The organism is Deltaproteobacteria bacterium (genome assembly GCA_022340465.1).
GTDB lineage: Bacteria > Desulfobacterota > Desulfobacteria > Desulfobacterales > B30-G6 > JAJDNW01.
Genome location: JAJDNW010000088.1, coordinates 62,671 through 85,046 on the forward strand (window position 1 = coordinate 62,671; position 22,376 = coordinate 85,046).

Sequence of the window (22,376 nt, forward strand, 5' to 3'; positions counted from 1 at the left end):
AATGGAGACGATACTGATAGTTGACGACGAAAAAAATTATCCGCCGATTCTGGCCGCCGTCATGGAGGAGGAAGGATATGAATCGTTGATGGCCAACAGTGGTGAAGAAGCCCTGAACATCCTGAAACACTCGGATGTCGACCTTGTCCTCACCGACATGAAGATGCCCGCCATGGATGGCATCGCACTTTTGGAAAATGTCAAGAAAAAGGATCCGGAGCTCCCGGTAATCATGATGACGGCATACGGCACCGTTGAAAAGGCGGTCGAAGCCATGCAGAAAGGTGCGTACAGTTACATCATGAAGCCCTTCGACAACGAAAGTCTCATCGTCTACGTAAACAAGGCCATCTCCATGTACCGCGTGATCAAAGAGAACCGGCGGCTGAGGCAAACGGTGGAGTCGCAGTACAGTTTTGGAAATATTATCGGCAAAAGCAAAAAGATGCAGGCGGTGTTCGATACCATCCGGAAAATCGCACCGGCCAGTGCCACGGTGCTGATAGAGGGTGAGAGCGGCACAGGCAAAGACCTCGTGGCCAAATCGATTCATTTCAACGGCCCCCGGCGGGATTACCCCTTTGTGGCTGTGAACTGTACCGCTCTTGCCGAAAGCCTCCTCGAAAGCGAATTGTTCGGTCATGAAAGAGGGGCCTTTACAGGTGCGGTGTCATCTAAAAAGGGTCGCTTTGAACTGGCGGACGGCGGGACCCTTTTTCTGGATGAAATCGGTGAACTCTCACCTTCCCTACAGGTAAAACTGCTGCGTGTTCTCCAGGACAAAGTTTTCGAGCGGGTCGGCGGCATACGACAGGTTTCCGTCAATTTTCGGCTTATTGCGGCTACCAACAAACGGTTGAAGGAAGAGGTCGACAAAGGACGTTTCAGAGAGGATCTGTTCTACCGCTTGAATGTCGTCCATGTCAACCTGCCGCCCTTGAGGGAGCGCCAGGAAGATCTTCATCTCTTGGTGGACCATTTCATCGGCAAATACGCCGCTGAAAGAGAGCTGGCCCCCCCGGTAAGGGGCATCGAAAGGGAGGTCGAATGGATGTTCTTCAATTATCACTGGCCTGGAAATGTGCGCGAGCTGGAAAATGTGATCGAACGGGCCATGATCCTTTGCCCCAACGAGATACTCAAGATACAAGACTTACCCAGGGATTTCAGAAATTCCATATCCGATTCACAGCGGCTTGACAACATACCCGAAGACGCCCAGCTTTTCGATACCCTCTATGATATCGAAAAAATGATGATATTGAGGGCGTTGAAGCTCACCAATAATGTTCAGAGCGATGCGGCCCATTTGCTGGGCATCAGTAAGGGCGGATTAAGCAAGAAATTGAAAAAGCACGGTATTCGGGCGGATGATCAGTAACCATTCGGTTTCCATTTGGAAACCGGGTGGTTTCCATTTGGAAACCGGGCGCCGTTAAACATGGTCACACCCGCCCTGGTGCTGTGGGGGCTCAAACCAATTATCTGATATTATTAAAATAATAATTTAATAAAAAAATTACACTCTCTCGCATCTTTGGCAGAATAATTGCATGCTTATTAAGACAGACAACCTAATAATTTTTTCATCTGATCTCCTCCTAGTCAGCCGAACGGCATAACAACCGTTCGGCTGATGTTTTTCAACGGGTCGTGTGCCCTTCATAGATTCGTACGGCCCATGATGGTAATCTGGAGGGTTGAGGCAATCTATCCGGCCATCTTCTCGTTTGCAAGGTCGTAATAAACCGAATCCTTGAAATCGGAAATCAGCCGTGTGAAGGCTTTCCGGCTTTTTTCGCCCTCACCCAGCTTTTCATACAGACGCCCGAGGTTGAACAGGGCCACATCCTTGGCAATCGGGTTGTCATTGCCGGCGATGTCTTCGAAATAGGTCACGGCCGCCTTCAAATCCTCTTTCTGTTCATAAGCGTAACCCAAACTGCTCAAAATCAGGTTGCGGTATTCGCCTTTCGAGCCGGTGTCGTTCAGTGCCTTTTCAAACAGGCGTATCGCCTTATCTGTCTTACCGGCTTCATAGCAGAGATTGGCATAGACAACGACGGCCATCTTACCGGCATGCCGGTTCCCGTAGCTGTCCAGAATATGCTCGAAATCCGGCTCAACCTCGACAAATGCCTTAGCGGCATCGGTGTCGTTGCGCCGGGTCTCGTATTTCTGCATCGCCTGCCGCAATAGATCGGATGCCGTGTTTTCGGCCCTGTTGGAAAAATAGCGGAAAGCGACCAACGCAATGACGAGGATGAAAAATGCGCAGGTTGCATAAATAATTTCTTTCTGATAGCGCCGTCCGAACCGGATCAGGTGCCCGGTAAACGTGATAAATTCATCCGGCTCTCTCAACAGTTGTTTTCGGGTTACGCGTTTTTTTGCCATTACTCCTCCAGGTGACATCAGAAACACCCGGTCAACCAAGCGTCCGCTGAGCGTTTCTATGCAAATCAATACTATCGTTAAAACCGTATGTCATTTTATCCGGGCCCTGATCCTGTTCCAGCCTTCGTCGGGGATGTTGGCACCCACCACCCGGCAAACCTCATAACCACAGGCGGAGCCAAGGACGCCACATTTTTCAAGTGGAAAGCCGTTCACCATGCCGAACAGGAACCCGGAGGCCCAAAGGTCTCCGGCACCGGTGGTGTCAACCACTTCCCCCAACCCGGTTACCGGCTCGATTTTTACGATGTCGGCATCCCTGGCAATGTAGCTGCCCCTTGCGCCTACCTTCAGCACGGCAATGTCCGCTTTACGTGCGAGCGACGCAATAGCGGCCTCCTCATCGTTCCGACCGGTAAAGGCTCGAACCTCGTCTTCGTTGCCGATCAGGATGTCGACATAGCGTTCGACAATATCTTCGAGGATGTCCCGCGATGCCTCGACGATCGTATAACTTGCCAGGTCGAGAGAAATTAAAGCGCCCGCATTCTTGGCGCATTTGACGGCGGCATAAATCAATTCCTCGTTGAACAAAAGGTAACCTTCGACATGCACGATGGCCACATCGGAGAATTCGCTTGCGGCGACTTCATCCACGGTCAATTCGGAAGATGCCCCCAGAAAGGTAAACATGGACCGCTGGGCATCGGGTGTTATAATGGAAAGCACCCTCCCCGTGGGGGATGCGGATTTGAACAGATGGGGTTCGACACCATTTGTTCTCAGAGCTTCTTCGAACAGGGCTGCCAGCTCGTCCTTGCCACATTTGCCGATGAACCGCGACAATCCGCCGAGTTTCGCGATACCAACGGTCGTGTTGCAGGCGGAACCGCCTGGAACGGTGGTTGTGCCGTTTCGTGTCGTGGCCAGCGCCATATCCATGAAAGGGAGGTCCACAAGCATCATTCCGCCTTTGGCGCCTCCCGTTTTTTCCAAAAAATCATCGTTTTCGTAGGCGAGGACGTCCATCAAGGCGGATCCGATGCCGGCTATTTTTTTTGGGGGGTTGTTTTTCAGCATGTTTCAACACCTAAGATCGCGCTATCTACCACAACAGCGACTTGTAGATCCACCCGCTGTCCCCGTCCGCGTGGAGAATATGTCGCCAGTTGCCCTTTTTGCCGATAACTTTAAATGGGATTCCGCTGCCCACTGTAAAAATGACGGGATTGTCCGTCCCGGGCCCCGAACGAACATTGCAGTTTTCCCTGACGGTAATCACGGTCGGTGTGTTATCGACAAGGGATTTATGGATCCAGCCCTTGTCGCCCTCATAATCGGTGAAGCCGTACCAGTCGCCCGATTTACGTTCCACCATGATCGGATGATATTTTTCGACCTGCCACAGCACTTCGTGGTTCGTTCCGGGGCCCGATCGGATATTGGCGATGGATGCCGAAACGGCCATGCGGTCCGCCAATGCGGTTCCAGCCGCAACCAGACTCCACAGCACCAATACCGCTGTATAATATTTAACGTTATGCATCGCTATCAACCATTGGGGCCGGGAATGGTATACGTGGTGCACGAACCGCTGGAACAGGTGCGGGTTTGAGACGTGGCTCCGGCTTTCTGCCCATTGCCGGTGCCCATGGCAAAACTCGTTGAACTGAGAACCCGTTCGCACTCCTGCGACCCGCATTGCGGGCAGCTAAGGTCCACCTCGTCATTTTTATTCATCACCAGCAACTCAAAAAACTCATTGCATTTCAAACACTTGAATTCAAATATCGGCATTTTCCCCGTCCTTTGTCTGCGTTTTTTCCAAAGTATTATTTTTACAATTACAGGAAAGTGTTTGTCAAGGAAGGATGCCTTTTTGGTTGGTGTCAAAAACGCCCGGGCCATCCGTTGCGTGAAACGGGAGAGCGGCAGGAAGTGCAATTCTGAAAAGCGTCCCTTTGGCCGGCTCGCTTTCGACATGGATGCTGCCGTTGTGCTTCCGCACGATTTCGTGGGAGATGTACAGGCCCAGGCCGGTTCCCTCCCCGACCTCTTTGGTCGTAAAAAACGGTTTGAACATGTCCCGCCGGACGTCTGGCGTTACCCCCGGCCCGGAATCCTCGCAAGAAAAAATGACGCGACCGCTTTGCGGCTCATAACCGGTCGAAAGGGTGACCTCCCCCCCGTTCCGGTCAGTGGCTTGAAGGGCATTTTTGAGGATGTTCACGGCCACCTGACCCAGGCTGGCATAGTTGCCGCAAATCCGCGGAAGATCGTCGCCGAGACGGAGATCGACCCGTGGGCAGGCCGGTTTGAACTGGTTTCTGAGCACGCGCACCGCGTCACCGATAACGGCATTCAGATCAACCTTTTCCTTGTAGCTGCTCGTCTGCCGCGACAGCCCCAGGAGGCTGGCCACAACCGCTTTGGCTCTTTTGAGCTCCCGGCCGGCAACCCTCAGATCCTGCAGTACAGCGGCTTTGTCTCCGACAAGTCCGTCGTCTTTTTCGAGCTCCTCCACGCCGGATTGAAGGAGGCTGATGGAGGAAGCCAGCGGATTGTTCAATTCGTGAGCGGTACCGGCCACCAGCAGACCGATGGAGGCAAGGCTTTCCGATCGCACCAGTTGTTCCTGGGTTTTTTCCTTTTCCAAAAGCGCCCCCTGCAGCTCTCTGGTTCGCTGATCGACACGCAGTTCCAGCGTTTTGTTGAGTTCGTCAAGACGGCGGTAGGATGAAGCGTTCTCGACAGCCAGAGTGGTCTGCATGGCCAGGGTGGTTAGAAGGTCGATCTCTTCCCTGCTGAACAGGTTGCCGTTTTTCTTCTGGCCGCAACCGATGAAGCCGAGGAGGCGTCCATTGAAAATAAGCGGTAAAACAATCTCCACGGAAATGGCGGCCATATCGTCAAGCACCTGCCGGGCGGAAGCCTCTCCTCTTTTTTCCAGGAGTTTCGTTTTGATGACGGCCTGGCGGCGCCGCCTTAACCAGTTGACCAGCGGCGATTGCTGCAAATAGACATTTTTTGACCCGCATGAACCCTTCTGGCAAGCGACGGGAACCACCTGAAACCCCGCCGCAGTAAACGTATTCAGAAACAGATGGCAGGCACTCAGCCTGATCCGATCGATGGCGGTAATGGAAAGGTGGCGGGCGATGGCGGCCACATCCAGGGTTGAAATAATCGTTTGCCCAAGTTTTTTGACGACTTTCTGGTGGTCGAACTTCTCTCTGTGAAAGCGTTGATCGAGGGCTTTCTGAATGTACGTTTTGACCGGACCGAAAATCGTAGCGACAATCACAAAAAGCACCAGGTTGTAGAATAGCCTGTTTTCCAAGCCAAGCCAGGTCAGGTACTTGTTGGCCATGATGACCATCAGGGAATATACACACAGCAACGAGGCCGTCAACAACGAGTACAAAAGGCTTTTCTTGATGATGCCCCCCATGTCCAGCAGATCATATCGCAGAAGTCCGACGGTAAAAACGGCTAAAGGTATGAAACTGAAAGCCCCGGGTGGGTAGATGGAAAATCCCAAAATAGGAAACACATTCAACCCGTTTAGCATCCCCATGGTGCCGAAACCGATGCACAGATATGTCAGTTTGTTTTTCCGAATGCTGCTGGTTTCACGATGAATTGCCATTCCCAGCAGGAACAGGCAATACATCAGCGTCATGAGGGCGCCGATGCCGATAAGCGGATAAAGTGTTCCGCCTCGGCCGAAATATCCGAAAGTGTGGTGCTGCATGCCTGCAATCATATAAGGCGTGAAGGCGAAAGGCATCAGCAGGGCGGCATAGACGTACGCAGCTGCCGGCAACCACTTGTGGCCGTTTATATCGAGGTAGGATCTAAAAAAGTGCATGAACAACGGGATGGTGAAAACGACGGAGCAGTGATCCAAACGGCTAGTCCAGAGTGCCAACGGCCTGGATCCGGTGTTGAAAAGCACAAGAATGTCCACATAGAGAAAGGTGCCGGAAAGGGATATGCAAAAAAGCAGACGGTTCACCGGCGTTTCAAGCCCCTTTCTCAAGGTCAGCAGCCCAAGGGCTGCATAACACAAAAGCGTCAAAAGCGGTGGGAGAGAATATAGCATGGCTCGACCGTCCATCATCTGTCCTTGTTTGGGCTCTTTCGGGGGACGCATACGGAGTAGTTACTGGATCACTTGGACCCTTGAATCCTCGGCCCCTATACCCTATTTAAATGGACAGGAAGGAGGGTGCAAGACGGGAAGGCTTGGGATATAATACGGAGATAAATTGGGGAGGGAGGAAACAGGTTTTCAGGCGGTTGATGATATGCCGCCTTGAAAAGACCTGCATTGATTTTCGGGTTTGCCGGAATTCTGCCTATTATGATTCGCTTGCCTACCCTGCAGCAAGCTGCAGGGAATGCGCTCGCTATCTCGGTTCAACCGGTTGTATTCTCCAGCATCTCCCGGGCATGCGCCAGGGTTTTGGGCGTCATCTCTTCCCCTCCCAACATCCTGGCTATTTCCGTCACCCGGTCCTGCCTGTTCAGCCGGTCGATAACGGTTCTGGTTCTGCCGGCATGAACCTGTTTTGAAATCCTGTAATGGACGCTGCCGAATTTGGCTATCTGTGGCAGGTGGGTAATGCAGATCACCTGGTGAATGGCCGACAGATCGGACAATTTTTTCCCTACGACTTCCGCAACACCGCCGCCGATGCCGGCATCCACTTCGTCGAAAACAACGGTTTCGACGGCATCTTTGTGTGCCAGAATGGCTTTTAGCGCCAGAACGACGCGTGAAAGCTCTCCCCCGGAAGCGATGTCCGCCAGCGGCTTCAAGGTCTCCCCGACATTGGGGGCTATCATGAACGCGGCGCTTTCCAGGCCCGTTTCGGTGATCGCGTACCCCTCGGTCTGCAGGTGCTCGTCAATGCTCTTCTCCGCGGGTGTTTTCGACAATATCACCTGAAAGCGGGTGTGCGGCATTTTGAGGGAGGCCAGTTCCCGTTCCACCTTTTTGCCCACCGCATCGGCAGCTTCCCCCCTTTTTTTCGAAAGCCGTCTGCAGGTCTGCAGGGTTTCAGCATAAGCCTTTTCAAGCGCCGATTCGACAGAAACGATGGTGTCTCCCAGGTTTTGAATGGCATCCATTTCCCGCTGGATGTTGTCGGCCCGTTCCAGTACTTTTTCCAGGGAATCACCATATTTTCGCTTCAGGGCACTCAACAACTCCAACCGCTCTTCTATCTCCGTGAGGCGCGTTTCATCCGTCCGTATCCGCGGCAGATAATCACGCAGTTCGTGAACGATGTCCTCTATCGTGAAAACGGCGTCGGCAACACCCTCCGCCGGCGCGGCCAGCAACGGATCCATCGGAGCGACCGCCGCCAGTTCCTTTTTTACATGGGACAGCTGCTCAACGACGGCACCGCTGGCGTTGTAAAGGAGTTCCATGCAGTTGTAGACCGTCTGGTACAGCCTTTCGGCATTTTTCAGCCGTGAAGCCTCCTGCGCCAGTTCGCTGTCCTCGCCGGGTGAAACCCGTGCCGACTGTATCTCTTTTTTCTGAAAACCCAGGAGTTCGATCTGATCGGCCTGGTTTTTCCTCTGCCGTTTGAGCCGTCTCAACTCCCGCATCAGGGAGGCCTGCCGGTGATAGGCATCGAAAACCTTTTGCCGAAGTGCGGCAGCGCCCCCGAACTGATCGAGAATCAGAAGCTGACGGTCTTCTTTCATCAGCCCCTGATGCGCATGCTGGCCGGAAATGCTGGCCATGTGCCGGGTGATTTCCTTCAAAACCTGCATGGTGGTCAACCGGCCGTTCACGTAAACGCGATGTCGCTCTTGGCGGGAAATGGTCCGCTTGATCAGAAGGCCTTCTGCAGTATCGAAGTCTTGGGCCCGCATGGCCTCGGCCGCCGGGCTGGCGGGACCAACAGTGAAAAACGCCTCCAACTCGGCTGTTTCGGCCCCGGTCCTTATCAAGTTCGCTGATGCCCGGCTCCCGAGAAGCAGGTTGACGGCGTTGATGATGATCGATTTTCCGGCACCGGTTTCGCCGCTTAAAATCGACAGCCCCCCGGATAAACGGATGCGCAGGTCGTCGATAATGGCGAAATTTTTTATGAACAGTTCCTGCAGCATGAATCAGTACTTCCGCCGCACCTTGGCAATGTTGTCCACATCCCCCATCACGATGAGCGTCATCCCCTTCTCAAGAATCAACTGCGGCGAGGGGTTGAACTCCATCTCCCGGTTCCGGTGCCTGACGCCTAGAACCAGCAGCTCATGATCCTTCTTCAAGCTGCTTTCCATGAGGCTTTCTCCGACCAGCGGCGACTGGTCGGAAATATTGATCTGGTGAATGCGCAGGTTTCCCCTGCTGCTGCGCAGCATGCTGTCCAGAAAATCGACGGCCGCCGGACGTATCATTTCGGAAGCCATTCTCAGGGCGCCGATGTAATTGGGTGAAACGACACTGTTGGCCCCGGCACGCCGCATTTTTGGCTCGAGATCCTTGCTGATGACCCGGCTGATAATCCTCACCCGGCTGTTGAGCATCCTGGCGCTCATGGTGGTAAAGAGGTTGTCCTTGTCGGAAGAAAGCGTCACGATGATCCCCGCCGCCTTATCGATTCCGGCCGCCGTCAGGCTGGCATCGTCGGCGGCATCACCCTGGATGTAAAGCAAGTCTCCAACCTCTTTGCAGCGATCGATACTCTCTGCGTCCTTCTCGATAAGCACCGCCGTCTCCCCGTTTTTGATGAGTTCGGCAAGTACCGGCCGGCCGGTCTCCCCTCCGCCGCAAACGATGTAGTGGTTTTTCAGTTTGCTGATCTCTTTTTCCATCTTTTTTTTCCTCAAGATCCCCGAAAGTTCGCCATCGATGATGATTGCCGTCAGGGTACTGATGCCGTACAGGATGACCCCCATGCCAAAGGTGATCAGGATGATGGTGTAAATTTGGGCTGCTACGTTGCCGGTTACGGCGGTCACCTCGCCATAGCCGACCGTCGTCAGGGATATGACGGTCATGAACAGGCAGTCCATGAAACTGCTCTGGCCCCGGTAAATGATATAATATCCCAAACTGCCCGCCATGATTACACAGAAGACAACGATCAGAATCAGGATAAGTCGTCGTTTGATCCCCATTAAAATTCGACCTGCTGGACGGGTTCGCAGCGGCTGATGGCGCGCCGTATCTTTTGTTGTTCATGCCGGTCGGCAACGGGTACGACCAGGGAAACCGGGCGGCCGCTCTCGTCGGTTTTGTACTGAAATTGTTGGATGAACCCGGCAACGCGGGCATAGCAGACGCCTCCGGCACCGCAGCAGGTGGTGTCGAAAAGCGCGCACCCGACCAGGTATAATACGTCACGGCCTTCAAAGGGAAGTACCGCTTCTTTGGCGAAAAGATACTCCCCGCCGATGGCCTTGACCGACCGGTTCAGTTCTGGGTGGACGAAATCTTTTGTATCGATTGTCACCATACGCACACAGCCGCCTTTCGACAAATGGCCCTCAACGGTGACGACACTTCTACCATCTTACCAGAGGGTGCCATGATCAGCCGGTAGCTATTGGCCGTCCCCCCTCTGCCGGACGAAACCAGGGCCGGGCTTCATTGCCGCGCTTCTGCGGTTCAGGCACACTCGGCAACGGTCATTACTGCATGCCTGGCACGCAAAACAGCGCTTACAGTTGTTTTTCTTGAGGGTCCCGGGGATCCGCGCGGGAACATATACCTTGCCGATCAACCCGGGCCTGCAGACAAAAGGCATGGCACCATCCTAATTATATTGAACATAAAAGCAAGTCCCTAAAATTTGAAACGCTCAATTTAGGTTGTAGTCGCCATAATAAAATACTGCTATACAGGATCGGTGTCAAACATAGAACGAGAATGCAACAGGATCTTGCTTAAATGAGCATTGTGTATTATCATTCCGTAAAGTCCGTTCAAATCGGAAAGGCAAACGGCATTTTCATCGAAGCAGGCATATGATTTTTACCTCAGGTCCGGCGACCCGGCATCCCATCATCGTTCTGATTGTGGCATTCTGCATGCTCACTTCCGCATGCGCCTCGGGCCGAAAAAAGACCGAACCGGTTCCAAAATGGCTTACGTCAACACCTTCGGACGACCAGTATTTCTATGCCGTGGGCATTTCAGGAAAGACCCGTATGATCAAGGATGCCTGGAATCAGGCGGCAAACCGCGCCAGGGCGGAGTTGGGACGGGTGATCGTTTCGCATGTGTCCAGCCACGACCTCGTAATCAGCACGTCTAAAAGTGAGTATTCCAGACAGCTCGTGGAAGTGCTGTCCGACACGGAGCTCAACTACACGGAAGTCGTCGAGCGCTGGTATGACAAACAGGGCCGTTACGGCCCGGCCGACCATTATTACGTGCTCATCCGAATGGAAAGAAAACAAGCCGCCGCCATCCTGAAAACGTTGCAGTAACTCAGTTATGATACGGGGAGGACCCCATGTTGAAAAAAGCACTCTTGACGCTGATTTCCCTGGGCGCGGTCTTCGGACTTCTCTCTGCTGACGCGGCTGACGCCAATGATAACCCATCGTCGCTGCAAGTAGAAAATGCGGTTATCTGCCGTGTCGTGGAAAACCGCGTTCCCCTGGGGACCGGGAATGTTTTTACGAGCGATGCCGGCAAGCTGTATTGTTTTACCAAGATTGTGGGCGCCGTAAACGATACCGTTGTCACCCACCGGTGGTTCTTGAACGGCGACCTGAAATCTTCGGTGAATTTACCCGTGAAATCGAAAAGCTGGCGAACGTGGAGCAGCAAACGCATCGATGCGGGCGACGCCGGAGATTGGATGGTGGAAGTCGTTTCGGCGGACGGGGTCGTCCTATCCAGCATTATCTTCCTGGTACAGCAGTAGATGCCCGGGCTCATAGGACCCGCCACTGGTATCACCCCGGAAGGATGGTGTTTTGATACCGCTAAAACATGTGACCGCTAAATCCCAATATCAAAATTCTAAACAAATCCAAATATCAAATGATTTAATGACAGAAAATCAAACCAAACGACCGGTGGTTACAGGCACCTTTTGATCATTTGAATTTCGGCCATTCGATATTGTTTGGGATTTCGGGTTTTCGTATTTGAAATTTTGCTGTCTCGATTACCGGCACACATGGAGCTACCTGCCGATCTGACAATGTTGCCACGATGTGTTCCGCCGGAGCCCTTGAAAGGGGCCATTCGATTTTCTCATTTCAATACGGCAATCGTTGCGCCCCAGCCGCCGGCCTCGAGTGGCGCCGGGTGAAAGGAAGTCACCCGGGGATGCCGCGCCAGTATTTTTTCCACCCGTTTTTTTAAAATCCCACGCCCTTTTCCGTGAACGATGCGCACGGAAGCATATCCTTTCTCTGCACAAGCGCGGATATATTCATTCAGAAGATCGGGAACATCCGCCGGGCGAAAGGTGTGCAGATCGATGACATCTTCCAGGTCGACGATCACGGGTTCCATGCCGTCAAAATCTTCCATACATCCATTACCTATAATTTGAATTCATCCCGCGCTGAAAGGAGCGGGGAATTCAAATTTAAAGCTTGTCGAAAAGGAGCCACAAGAGCGTGATCACTCCGGAAAGGACGACCGTCGACTCAAGGATGAACTCCAGTTTGATACCCGGCAGCATGTACTCCTTTTCATTGGCCAGCATGACCAGAAGCATGAGCGCCGGGCAGATGGAGAGACCGTAGCCCAGGTTAGTAAAGACGCTGGAAAAGGTGAAGATCCACAGTATCGCCACCAGCATGAGCAGCACGATTTTTAAAAGGCGCATGGACCGCTCGGCGCCGATGAGGATGGGAATGGTCTCTTTACCGACGATGCGGTCGCCCTGCATGTCGAGGACCTCGAAAAAGGCCGTGCGGGCAAAAACCATTCCCGACGCCCAAATGAAAGCCGCAACGGTTCCCGGACCGATACCTTCCGATGACATGCCGAATGCCGGAAATATGGATGTGACGACCCCCCATGCCACGGCGATCAGGATTGTTTTCGAACCGGGAATATCCCTGAGCCTTTTCATGCCCTGCCTGCGCACCAGACCTCCGGGGATGATGGTCAGGTTGTAGGACAGCCCCAATATGCTCATCGCCAGGAGGATGGTGAACGGGGCCGGCCCTAAGGTGTACGCGATGTACAATCCTGCGGCGCCGGCAACCGACGCCAGCACTGCGAGCCATCCCATGTTGCGTGCGTAGAAATCAGCCCTTTCGGGATCGTTGAAGCGGTCTGATTTTCTACCCATCAGGTGATTGAGGATGTGCATGGACTGAACATAGAGCATGGATATCAGCACCTGTGGCATGACACCCCGGGCACCCTGCAGCCTTGCACACGCAAAGCAGAGCGTCCCGGCAGCCAGGGCGATATAGATGTTGGTCAAAAGGAGAACCCTTTGTATGTGAAAGGCGGTCTGGCGCCAGGCAACCCGACCCTTGGCAGGCATGAATTCGAGTCGGCGATATACCTGTTTGATAATCCAGTTGGGCGTCGAGGCGCCGGCGGTGATGGCCACACGCTCTGCACCGCCGAGTTTCGCGGCGTCTATTTCGTCCTCCGTCTCAACATGCAGCACCGGCTTTCCCGTTTGTCCGGCAATTTCGGCCAGCCTTTTGGTGTTGCCGCTGTTGTAGCCTCCCACCACGATGACGGCATCCACCGATGCCGCCATGCTTTTCACTTCCACCTGGCGCTTTTCCGTTGAATCGCAAATGGTGTTGAATATCTTGTAGTGGGGAAATTTGTGCCCAGCCCAGTCGATGACCTGATTGAAAAAGCCGGTGTTCTGAGTGGTCTGGGCCACGATAATGGCTTTTTCAAACTCAGGCAGGCCTTTCAGGTCGGCCATGTTGTCGACCACGTATCCCCTGCCGCCGGTATATCCCAGAAGGCCCGCCACCTCCGGATGGTCCCTGTCACCGATGATGATCGACGCAAAGCCTTTTTCCGCGTGTTTACGGATAATGGTCTGCACCCTGATAACCCGGGGGCAGGTCGCATCGATGACCTCGAACCCCGCTGCGGCAAGCTTGGCTTTTATATCCGGCGGAACGCCGTGGGCACGGATGAGAATTGAACCGGACCCTTTCTCCGGTATTTCATCCAGGGCATAAATGCCCCTTTCTTCAAATATTTTAAGTACTTGCGGGTTATGAATGAGCGGTCCATAGGTACAAACGGGTTGACCTTCCTGGCGGGGCGTATCGAGTACCATCTCCACAGCTCGTCGGACTCCCATACAGAATCCCGCTGTCTTGGCAATGAGAATCTTCACACAAACCCGCCGTGTGGGTGGCTGTTTCGTCCACAGCGCAACAAATCAAAACGCCTTTAAATATACCTTGTGATCGACAAGCGAAAGCGCATGTATCCGGGCTTTTATGAATTTCTGATCCCCAAAAATACTGACCAGTCGGATGCCGTCGTCTTCAGGTTCCACCGTGTCCACAGCTTCCATGATCAAGCTGGGTTCATCCCCTTCTATTAAGTAAGCATTGGCTTCACACATTGTTTCTCCCTCATCGCCTTGTTTTTATATCATCAAATTCTTATCGATCAACGCCTCGATCAGCCTCGGGAGCGGCACATCCTCGATACCGGCAATCTCCACGTTTTCCTGCGTAAGCGGCAGCAGTATCTTTTTGGCAGGACTCCGCGACACCGCCTCGGCCATTGCCGGTGTGACCTCTCCAAGCATGGCATGGGCTATGATGATCCCAATAGGGCCGACGATAACATCCACGAGCTGCACGGTCTGCACGATGGAATTTTCACCGGAAGCGCCCCTGTTCGCCCTTGCCTTGAGCATCTGCGCCGTGGCGATGGCATTGGTTCCCAGGGCGATAATCTCGACCTTCTCCCCGTAGGCTTCCTTGATTTTTTTTATAATGGCGCCGCCGATACCGCCGCCCTGTCCATCAATAACACAAATTTTCTTCATAGTTTTAGGATCTTACGTCTGTTTTTGCGCTCCTTTTTAGACAGCCTGCGGCGGGGCCCCTTTTTTCGAGTGGTCGGCGTCCAGCCGTTCAGTTCCCGGTCCGGATCGATGACTTTGCCGTCGGGCCAGGAAGCCATGATCAGTCTGTCCATAAATTCGGGTGAAGACATCGTTGCCGCCTTCCGTGAAGAAGCGTAGTCGCCGACCGCCCGATCGGAGCTCACCACCAGGGCGCCTTCTCCTTCGCGGTCCGCCAGACGCTTTATCACGGTATCGGCTGTCTCTCCGCTGCGGCTAAAAAGCACCGCAATGCCGCCCACCCGTTCGCGCTGTCGGTACAAAGAATAAGCATCGGTTCCGTCAAAAACAACCGTTATGCGGTGGTGCTTGACCCTTTTATAGGCCACCAGCATGTCCAACAGCGCCTCACGTCCCATCTCGAGATCCTGCCTGTCCAGCCGGCTCAGGTCGGCTGACTGGCGAATCAGATTGTACCCGTCGATAATGATGTGAACCGCCATGCGTAGATACCCGGGCCAACAGGGCCCGGTACTGGTCTCACCCCCGATATTGTTCAGTACCTATCTTTTGCCTTTATGGTTGTTTATGTAACTGAAGGGCCGCGGAGTTTAAGCTTAGGACCCTCGTCATCCCAACAGCTCCAGAAGGCGGTCCAGGTCATCGTCCCCGTAAAATTCTATTTCCACCCGGCCTTTTTTCCCATGCCGCTTGATCTGGACCTTGGTGCCATAGTGGCGGGACAACGCTTCGGCAATCCTCGACAGGTGTATGTCGGTTGAGTCGACAGACCGTTTTTTGGGTGCTTTGTTTCCGGGTTTAAGTTTGTTTACCAGGATTTCCGTTTCCCGTACGGAAAGGCCCTTTGAAACCACCGTTTTCCAGACAACCTGCTGTTGCGCCTTGTTTGCAATGCCGAGCAGTGCGCGGGCATGCCCCATGCTCAGGCTGCCGTCGATCAGGCTCTCTTTGATTGCTCCGGACAAATTTCTGATCCGCAGAAAATTGGCCACGGAGGATCGGCTTTTTCCCACCCTTTTTGCAGCCTCTTCCTGGGTCAGGCCGAATTCGGCGATAAGCCGGTGATAGGCGTCCGCTTCCTCGACGGGGTTCAAGCTCTCGCGCTGTATATTTTCCACGATGGAAATTTCCAGCATCTTGGCGTCGGTGTAGTTTTTCACCACGCATGGCACTTCTGAAAGGCCCGCCATCCTGGCCGCCCGCAAACGTCGCTCCCCGGCCACCAGTTCATAGCCGTCATCGATTCTTCTCAACAAAAGAGGCTGAATAACCCCCTGTTCTTTAATGGAATGGGAGAGTGCCGCAAGCTCGTCTTCCGGGAACTGGGTGCGTGGCTGATAGCGATTGGGCTGAATCAGTTCGATGTCACACTGGAAATATTCATTTGACATGTTGTCGATGGAATCGATATCCGGTATAAGGGCCCCCAATCCCATGCCCAGGGCCTTTTTTTTCCTTTTTTGGGTTCTTTCTTTTGGCATCTCTACCTGTTTTTCAGCTGTCCCCGTCAGTGAGGAAGCCCTCCTTATCATTATAAAAAATGACGGTTGTTCATAATCTCTTCCGCCAGTGACATGTAGCTTTTAGCCCCTATGGAGGAGGCGTCATACATCAGGATGGGCTTGCCGAAGCTGGGGGCTTCGCCCAGCCTGACATTGCGTGGAACGATTGTTTTGAACACCAGGTTTTTGAAATATTTTTCCGCATCTTCAGCCACCTGGTAAGACAAATTTGTACGTTTGTCGAACATGGTCAGCAGGATGCCGGCAATCCTGAGTCCCGGGTTCAAACCGCGTTTGATCCGTTTGACCGTCTGCAGAAGCTGGCTCAACCCCTCCAGAGCGTAAAACTCGCACTGCAACGGAATAATCAGGGCATCGGCGGCTGCCATGGCATTGATGGTCAAGAGACTCAACGAAGGGGGGCAGTCGAGAATAATGTACTCAAAAGACGGATCTACATCGTCAAGCAGCCCTTTCAGCGCCTTTTCCCTTGCCGGTCTGGAAAGCATCTCGACGTCAAACCCGATCAGTTCGACGCGTGAAGGGATGACCTTCAGGGCCTCGATCTCGCTGTCTACAATGAGGCTCTCGACCGCTTCCTCTCCGATCAGCCCGTGGTAGAGGGTTTTATCAATGGCGCTTTTGTCGATGCCGAGACCGGTGGTGGCATTGGCTTGCGGGTCACAGTCCACCAGCAGCGTTTTCTGTTGGGCCGCCCCCAAGGCGGCGGCCAGGTTAACGGCGGTGGTCGTCTTGCCCACACCACCCTTTTGATTGGCAATGCAAAATATTTGCTTCATAAATAAAAATTTTCTGTTCGTTTCAAATGTCGATATCCTGAACCATCCGGTTCAGGCATTATAAACATTAAATGCATCATTGTACAACAGCGCGGATGATGCTTATTCTTAGTATGGGCGTTGTCGAGAGCCTTCCCCGCCGAAGGGCGGGGTTGCCGCATATACAAGGAAGATGCTTTTCCGCTATAGTGGGCTATGCGGCAAGGCATCCGACACAGTAGATGCGGTGAGATCGGCAATCCCAACGGGTTTCAAATTTTAGGGATTAAAATCGATGTAATCCTTTGAAAATAGATGAAAATAAGCGACCCCTAAAATTTGAAACGCACAGGTTAGGGAGAAGCTGTTATTAACACGCCTACTGTACAAACACAATAGCTTCTGGGCAAATAGGGGAAGCTTGCCGTTTCCCCCGGTTTTTGATAGAAAATCGACATGCGCACATGGAAACAATCAGCGATGGCCTGCCTGATGGTAGTGGGCCTCATAGGAATGCTGGCATGCCCGAGCCACGGCATCACCTTGAAAGAGGAAGAGGAACTTTCCCAGGAGTTCATGGCCGTTGTGGCCAGCCGGTATACCTTCATCAAAGACCCTGTTATTGAAGACTACGTCAACGAAGTGGGGCAGCGCATCCTTAAGGTGGTGCCCACCCAGCCTTTTCACTACCATTTCCATATCATTAAGGAGGACGTCTACAACGCCTTTGCCACACCTGCCGGACACATCTTCATCAACAGCGGCCTTTTGGAGGCGCTTAAAAGCGAAGAGGAGCTCGCCGGAATAATCGGCCACGAAATTGCCCACGTTGTCTGCCGTCACATATCCCAAAGAATCGATCGGGCGCCGAAAATCAGTCTGGCAACGTTGGCAGGCATCGCCGCTGGTATTTTTCTGGGGGCGGCAGGCGCCGGAGATGTCGGCAGTGCCGTGGTCATGGGATCCATGGCCGCCAGTCAGTCGGCCATGCTGGCCTACAGCCGCGAAGATGAGCTCCAGGCCGACCAGCTGGGGTTAATCTATCTGTACGACTCCGGATACGGGGCAGAAGGGTTGCTGGATTCGCTGAAAACCATCCGCAGCAAACAGTGGTTCGGCTCCGAACAGGTCCCCAGCTACCTGATGACCCACCCCGCTTCGGAAGATCGCATGGCCAATATCGATCTGTGGCTTGAGAGCCACCAGGTTCCGGAGGCAAAACGATATCACCCCGATACGGAAGCCTTTCAGATGATGCAGGCGACCCTGACGGGCAAGTACGGCGATGAAAGCGGGGCGCTCAAACGATTCGAGGCGCGGTTGCGGGTTTCTCCCGAAGACCCTTTCGCCAATTACGGCTACGCCCTTGTGCTGTCCAGGGTAGGAAGGCGCACAGAGGCCATCGATCACCTCTTGAACGCCCTGGAAAAAAAGGCGTTGAACCCCCAGTTGCTAGGCGAACTCGGCAGAATTTACTTTCAGGATGGTGACTATGAAAAAGCCCTGCGGGTACTCGAGCCGGCTGTGAAAATGGGACCGTCCAACCCCGATGCCATGTTTTTTCTAGGTCGCACCTACATGGAACTGGGCCAGGCTGAGAAGGCGGTCGACATCCTGGAAGGGTTGACGAAAAATTACCCCGATTTCAGCGAAGCACGCTATTTTCTGGGAACCGCTTACGGGCAGCAGGGCAACATGGAGGGCGCCCACTATCATCTCGGAATGTATTATGCGCGCCGTGGCAAATTGAAAAGTGCGGTCTTTCATCTGAAACGGGCACAGGAGATCACCACGGACCCTAAAAGGCAGGAAGAAATAGACAAACAGCTCGAAGACCTCAACCGGCGCATTACCCAGGCATCCAGGCAAACGCCCTGATATCCCACAGGACCTGTTCACCATCGATAGCACAGGAAAGAATGTGTTGTGAGTCACACCTTTCGTTCACTTCAGCTGCGGTCGAAACGGGAAAATTTCATGGTGAAGGTGCCCCGGCCCTGGGTGGCCGAGCGCAATGAGGTGGAATAGCCGAACATCCTGGCCAGGGGTACGACGGCCTTGATCACCTGCATGCGCGTCTGGGGCTCGATGGATTCGATCTTTCCCCCGCGTGCGTTGAGATCGCCGATCACGTCCCCCATGAACGACTCCGGGATAAAAACCTCCACCTCCATGATCGGGTCCAGCAGAAAGGGGGTCCCCCCAGACAGCGCCTCCTTGCAGGCCATGGATGCGCTTACGCGGTAGGCCAGGTCCGAACCGAGCGATTCCTTGAAGGAACCGCCCGTCAGCACGGCCTCGACGTCCACTACCGGATATCCCATGGCCATTCCGCTTTCCAGCGATTCCAGTACGCCCAGCTCGATGGCCGGAATGAAATTGCCGGGAATCATGGTTTCGTCTACCCTGCTCAAAAAACGGTTGCCTTCCCCCCTCGGCCTGGGGCGCAGGGTCAGGTGGACCTCACCGAAATGGCGCTGACCGGCCACCTCCTTGTCAAACACGGCTTCCCCTGTCGCCTCCCTCTCGATGGTCTCCCGGTATACCACCTGGGGTTTGCCGACATTGACGTGAGTCTTGAATTCCCGCAGCATACGGCTGATGATAATTTCCAGGTGGAGTTCCCCCATCCCCGACAAGATCGTCTGTCCGGTGTCCTCGTCTACCTTGACCTTCAGTGTGGGATCCTCGAGCATGAACTTGTTGAGAACTTCATCCAGCTTTTCCTGATCGGCGTGCGATTTCGGCTCCACGGCCACCGAGATAACGGGTTCGTAAAAATCGATCTTTTCCAGGAGCACGGGCCGCTTTTTCGAGCAAAGCGTTTCACCCGTTGCGGACTGTTTCAGCCCGACAACCCCGACGAGGCTTCCAGCCCCGGCGGTTTCGACACGCTCTTTTTTGTTGGCGTGCATACGCAGGATCCTGGATAGTTTCTCTTCGCTTTTGCGGCCGGGATTGTACACCGATTCTCCGGCTTTGATGCGGCCGCTGTAAATTCGTATGAAGGACAGTTTGCGGCCTTCCATCATGGCGACTTTGAAAATAATCGCCGCCAGTGGCTCATTCTCGCGGGGGGGGCATACCACTGTTTCCCCGCTTTCCGGATCCACTCCCTGGATCGGTGGAATGTCGACAGGGCTCGGCAGATAGTCCACGATGGCATCGATCAACGGTTGAACGCCCTTGTTTCTCAGCGCCGACCCGCACAGGACAGGAACCAGTTTCAGATCGATGGTGGCACGCCTGACGGCGGCCTTTACGTCCGATGTGTCGATCGGTTCTTCCGCCAGGTAAGCCTCCATGATACCATCATCCACCTCAGCCAGGGATTCCAGCAGCTTCTCCTTGTATTGTCCCGCCCGATCCTCGAGGTCCGGCGGGATGGGTTTTGTTTCGAAAGATTCCCCCAGGGATCCCTCGTCCCAAACGATCTGCTGCATCTCGATAAGGTCGATGATGCCCGCAAATGCATCTTCCGAACCTACCGGCAGCTGCAGGATGAGCGGGTTGGCGGCAAGACGCGATTTCATCATCTTCACGGCGTTGAAATAATCGGCACCGACCCTGTCCAGCTTGTTGACAAAGGCGATTTTGGGCACCTTGTATTTATCGGCCTGGCGCCAGACGGTTTCGGACTGCGGCTCCACACCGCCTACCGCACAAAACACACCCACCGCACCGTCCAGCACGCGCAGCGACCGCTCCACCTCGATGGTGAAATCCACATGACCGGGTGTGTCGATGATGTCGATTTCATGTCCCTTCCACTGACATGCGGTGACGGCGGAGGTGATGGTGATGCCGCGCTCCTGCTCGTCGATCATCCAGTCCATGACCGCCTCACCGTCATGGACCTCACCCATCTTGTGGGAACGCCCCGTGTAGTAAAGAATACGTTCGGTAACCGTGGTTTTACCCGCATCGATGTGAGCAATGATACCGATGTTGCGAATATTGCTTATTTTTGTCTTTGTACTCATCGAATCAGCAGCATATTGGCCGTGAAGGGATATCGAAGGTCGATATGCCCGGCCAGCGTCGTTGCCTCGTGACCGTCGATTAGAATTTTTACGGCAGCCACGTCCGGCATGTTTAAGATAAGTGAATTGACCAGCGAATAGATGGTCATCAATTCCGACCTGGCGCCTCCGGGATGGTTTTCTTTCGCCGCCGCGGAGAGGTCCACGTAGGCCGTACCGTTTTCCAACAGGTGGAACGCCCTCAGCGTGGTCCCCTCGGGAATGGTGCGCAACAGGGCTTTCCGGGGTCCTCGGATCAACGCGTCAACAATGGCACGGCCCAGCGTATTTGCATCGGCCGCCATGGGCATGCGCACCTCCTCGGCCGTCAGATACTCGTTCTCGAGATCGGCAAAATAGAGGTGAACGACGCTCTTTTCGCCGCGGGCCGGCTGTTCGTCGGCAATTTCCCTTGCGGCTTCCCCCTGGGGTTGCCCGTCATCACATGCCACACCGCAAAGCAGTACGAGAAGGCACAAGACCACGTGAAAAGGCGCCTTTATCCGTGGGAGAACCCTATGGTTGTCGACCGTTTTCATATCCATGTGTCGCTCAGGCCTTCTGCACAACCTTTTGGCGCTCATCTCCATGGCAGCCCGCAGGATGCATTGGTGGCCGTTCCTGAAAAAAAGGGCTATTTCCAACTGAAGCACAGGATTTCTATGCCAATACACGCACGATGTCAACCCGGTTGAACAAAAACGCCCCGAGCCTACAGGGCCTCAAGAGCATGAAACATCCTTGTCAGCGCCTCGTTCAATGTCGACCGCGGGCATCCGAAATTTAGTCTCAGGAATCCCTCTCCTCCAAAATCTTTACCGTCCGAAAGCCCCACACCGGCAGCTTCGAAAAAAGCGGCCGGCGATGCCACGGGCAGGGTCCGGGCATCTATCCAGGCCAGATAAGTGGCTTCCACGTGGTTGACTTTCAGCCCTTCGGCGGCCAGGATGGCCTTCTCCACGGTATCCCTGTTCCCGATGAGGTAGTCGATGAGAGCCGTTTGCCATGCACCGCCTCCCCTGAACGCAGCCAAGGCGGCCACATAGCCGCAGGTGTTCACGCCCGAAAGGATCCCCTGCATGCACGCCTTGAACCGGGAACGCAGGTCCCTGTTTTCAATGACGGCAAAAGAGCAGTTCAGCCCGGGTATATTGAATGTTTTGCTGGGTGCCATCAGGGTAATGGTCCGCCGGGATATGTCGGGTGCAAGGGATGCGATGGGGCGGTGCGTTTTATTCCTGTCGAGCAGGAGTTCACAGTGAATCTCGTCGGAACAGATCACGATGTCGCGACGATCGCAAACAGCCGCCATCTCCGTCAATTCCCGCCGGCTGAAGACCCTCCCGGTCGGGTTGTGCGGGTTGCAGAGCGTGAAAAGAGCGGTGTGCTCCGAGACGGCACCGTCGAACCTGTCCATGTCAAGCCCCCATTGCTGACAACCGGCGATGCGGCCGTGTTCCATTTGATCCAGCGGCACCGTCAAAAGACGCCGGTCGGAATAGCTGGGAGCCGTAAAAAAAGGCGGGTACACCGGTGTGAGGGTAGCCACTTGATCACCGGCCTCACCCACGCTCCGGCAGGCGAGGTTCAATCCGCTCACCACGCCCGGAAGCCATACGATCGCTTCCGAAGGAACCGTCCACGCGTATTTTTTCT

General features: G+C 54.1%; 22 protein-coding genes. 4 read left to right on the plus strand and 18 right to left on the minus strand.

Features of this window, described 5'->3' with window-relative positions:
• Position 1 precedes the first annotated feature (1 nt).
• Positions 2-1,381: a sigma-54 dependent transcriptional regulator gene (locus tag LJE94_13480; GenBank protein ID MCG6911121.1), complete on the plus strand. Its 1,380-nt coding sequence runs from the start codon at positions 2-4 to the stop codon at positions 1,379-1,381.
• 329 nt (positions 1,382-1,710) lie between these two features.
• Here LJE94_13480 and LJE94_13485 read toward each other — a convergent pair whose 3' ends face one another.
• From LJE94_13485 to LJE94_13520, 8 genes are all read right to left on the minus strand, one after another.
• A complete protein-coding gene (locus LJE94_13485; protein MCG6911122.1) occupies positions 1,711-2,397 on the minus strand; it encodes a tetratricopeptide repeat protein in 687 nt (228 codons plus the stop codon).
• 90 nt (positions 2,398-2,487) lie between these two features.
• The gene (locus tag LJE94_13490) at positions 2,488-3,477 is read right to left on the minus strand and encodes an adenosine kinase (protein ID MCG6911123.1); all 990 of its coding nucleotides are present in this window, start codon (positions 3,475-3,477) and stop codon (positions 2,488-2,490) included.
• 25 nt (positions 3,478-3,502) lie between these two features.
• Complete coding sequence (locus LJE94_13495; protein ID MCG6911124.1) at positions 3,503-3,943, minus strand: SH3 domain-containing protein; 441 nt, start codon at positions 3,941-3,943, stop codon at positions 3,503-3,505.
• A gap of 5 nt (positions 3,944-3,948) precedes the next feature.
• A complete protein-coding gene (locus LJE94_13500) occupies positions 3,949-4,194 on the minus strand; it encodes a zinc ribbon domain-containing protein (protein ID MCG6911125.1) in 246 nt (81 codons plus the stop codon).
• A 64-nt stretch (positions 4,195-4,258) separates the two neighbouring features.
• Entirely contained in the window at positions 4,259-6,502 is a 2,244-nt protein-coding gene (locus tag LJE94_13505) for a GAF domain-containing protein (protein MCG6911126.1), read from the minus strand.
• Positions 6,503-6,819: 317 nt separating this feature from the next.
• A complete protein-coding gene (recN, locus tag LJE94_13510; GenBank protein MCG6911127.1) occupies positions 6,820-8,526 on the minus strand; it encodes a DNA repair protein RecN in 1,707 nt (568 codons plus the stop codon).
• A 3-nt stretch (positions 8,527-8,529) separates the two neighbouring features.
• Complete coding sequence (locus LJE94_13515) at positions 8,530-9,537, minus strand: potassium channel protein (GenBank protein ID MCG6911128.1); 1,008 nt, start codon at positions 9,535-9,537, stop codon at positions 8,530-8,532.
• Positions 9,537-9,875 (minus strand): hypothetical protein, encoded by a 339-nt coding sequence (locus tag LJE94_13520; protein MCG6911129.1) that lies wholly within the window; start codon positions 9,873-9,875, stop codon positions 9,537-9,539. The genes LJE94_13515 and LJE94_13520 overlap by 1 nt, the downstream gene beginning before the upstream one ends.
• A 511-nt stretch (positions 9,876-10,386) precedes the next feature.
• Here LJE94_13520 and LJE94_13525 point away from each other — a divergent pair.
• On the plus strand, positions 10,387-10,851 hold the full coding sequence (locus tag LJE94_13525; protein ID MCG6911130.1) for an LPP20 family lipoprotein: 465 nt from the start codon (positions 10,387-10,389) through the stop codon (positions 10,849-10,851).
• Between the two features lie 26 nt (positions 10,852-10,877).
• On the plus strand, positions 10,878-11,294 hold the full coding sequence (locus LJE94_13530; protein MCG6911131.1) for a DUF2914 domain-containing protein: 417 nt from the start codon (positions 10,878-10,880) through the stop codon (positions 11,292-11,294).
• A 335-nt stretch (positions 11,295-11,629) separates the two neighbouring features.
• Here LJE94_13530 and LJE94_13535 read toward each other — a convergent pair whose 3' ends face one another.
• The 7 genes from LJE94_13535 to LJE94_13565 all read right to left on the minus strand — a co-directional run bounded on the left by LJE94_13535 (position 11,630) and on the right by LJE94_13565 (position 16,719).
• Positions 11,630-11,911, minus strand: coding sequence for a Smr/MutS family protein (locus tag LJE94_13535; GenBank protein ID MCG6911132.1), 282 nt, complete (start codon positions 11,909-11,911; stop codon positions 11,630-11,632).
• 58 nt (positions 11,912-11,969) lie between these two features.
• A complete protein-coding gene (gene ispH, locus LJE94_13540; protein ID MCG6911133.1) occupies positions 11,970-13,712 on the minus strand; it encodes a 4-hydroxy-3-methylbut-2-enyl diphosphate reductase in 1,743 nt (580 codons plus the stop codon).
• A gap of 45 nt (positions 13,713-13,757) precedes the next feature.
• Positions 13,758-13,946: a CooT family nickel-binding protein gene (locus tag LJE94_13545; protein MCG6911134.1), complete on the minus strand. Its 189-nt coding sequence runs from the start codon at positions 13,944-13,946 to the stop codon at positions 13,758-13,760.
• A gap of 24 nt (positions 13,947-13,970) precedes the next feature.
• Positions 13,971-14,378, minus strand: a complete 408-nt coding sequence (locus LJE94_13550; protein MCG6911135.1) for a DUF3842 family protein — start codon at positions 14,376-14,378, stop codon at positions 13,971-13,973.
• A complete protein-coding gene (locus tag LJE94_13555) occupies positions 14,375-14,899 on the minus strand; it encodes an NYN domain-containing protein (GenBank protein MCG6911136.1) in 525 nt (174 codons plus the stop codon). Before LJE94_13555 ends, LJE94_13550 begins: the two co-directional genes overlap by 4 nt.
• A gap of 126 nt (positions 14,900-15,025) precedes the next feature.
• A complete protein-coding gene (locus tag LJE94_13560; protein MCG6911137.1) occupies positions 15,026-15,898 on the minus strand; it encodes a ParB/RepB/Spo0J family partition protein in 873 nt (290 codons plus the stop codon).
• A 50-nt stretch (positions 15,899-15,948) separates the two neighbouring features.
• Complete coding sequence (locus LJE94_13565) at positions 15,949-16,719, minus strand: AAA family ATPase (protein ID MCG6911138.1); 771 nt, start codon at positions 16,717-16,719, stop codon at positions 15,949-15,951.
• Between the two features lie 435 nt (positions 16,720-17,154).
• Between LJE94_13565 and LJE94_13570 the strand changes: the two genes are divergently transcribed.
• On the plus strand, positions 17,155-18,576 hold the full coding sequence (locus LJE94_13570; protein MCG6911139.1) for a M48 family metalloprotease: 1,422 nt from the start codon (positions 17,155-17,157) through the stop codon (positions 18,574-18,576).
• Between the two features lie 71 nt (positions 18,577-18,647).
• On the opposite strand, the gene fusA is transcribed toward LJE94_13570, so the two are convergent.
• The 3 genes from fusA to LJE94_13585 all read right to left on the minus strand — a co-directional run.
• Positions 18,648-20,681 carry an elongation factor G gene (fusA, locus tag LJE94_13575; GenBank protein MCG6911140.1) on the minus strand — a complete coding sequence of 678 codons (2,034 nt, stop codon included), beginning with the start codon at positions 20,679-20,681 and terminating at the stop codon, positions 18,648-18,650.
• Positions 20,678-21,265 (minus strand): GerMN domain-containing protein, encoded by a 588-nt coding sequence (locus LJE94_13580; protein MCG6911141.1) that lies wholly within the window; start codon positions 21,263-21,265, stop codon positions 20,678-20,680. The genes fusA and LJE94_13580 overlap by 4 nt, the downstream gene beginning before the upstream one ends.
• 167 nt (positions 21,266-21,432) lie before the next feature.
• Positions 21,433-22,376: aminotransferase class I/II-fold pyridoxal phosphate-dependent enzyme (locus LJE94_13585; protein ID MCG6911142.1), on the minus strand; the 944-nt coding region annotated here is incomplete at its 5' end.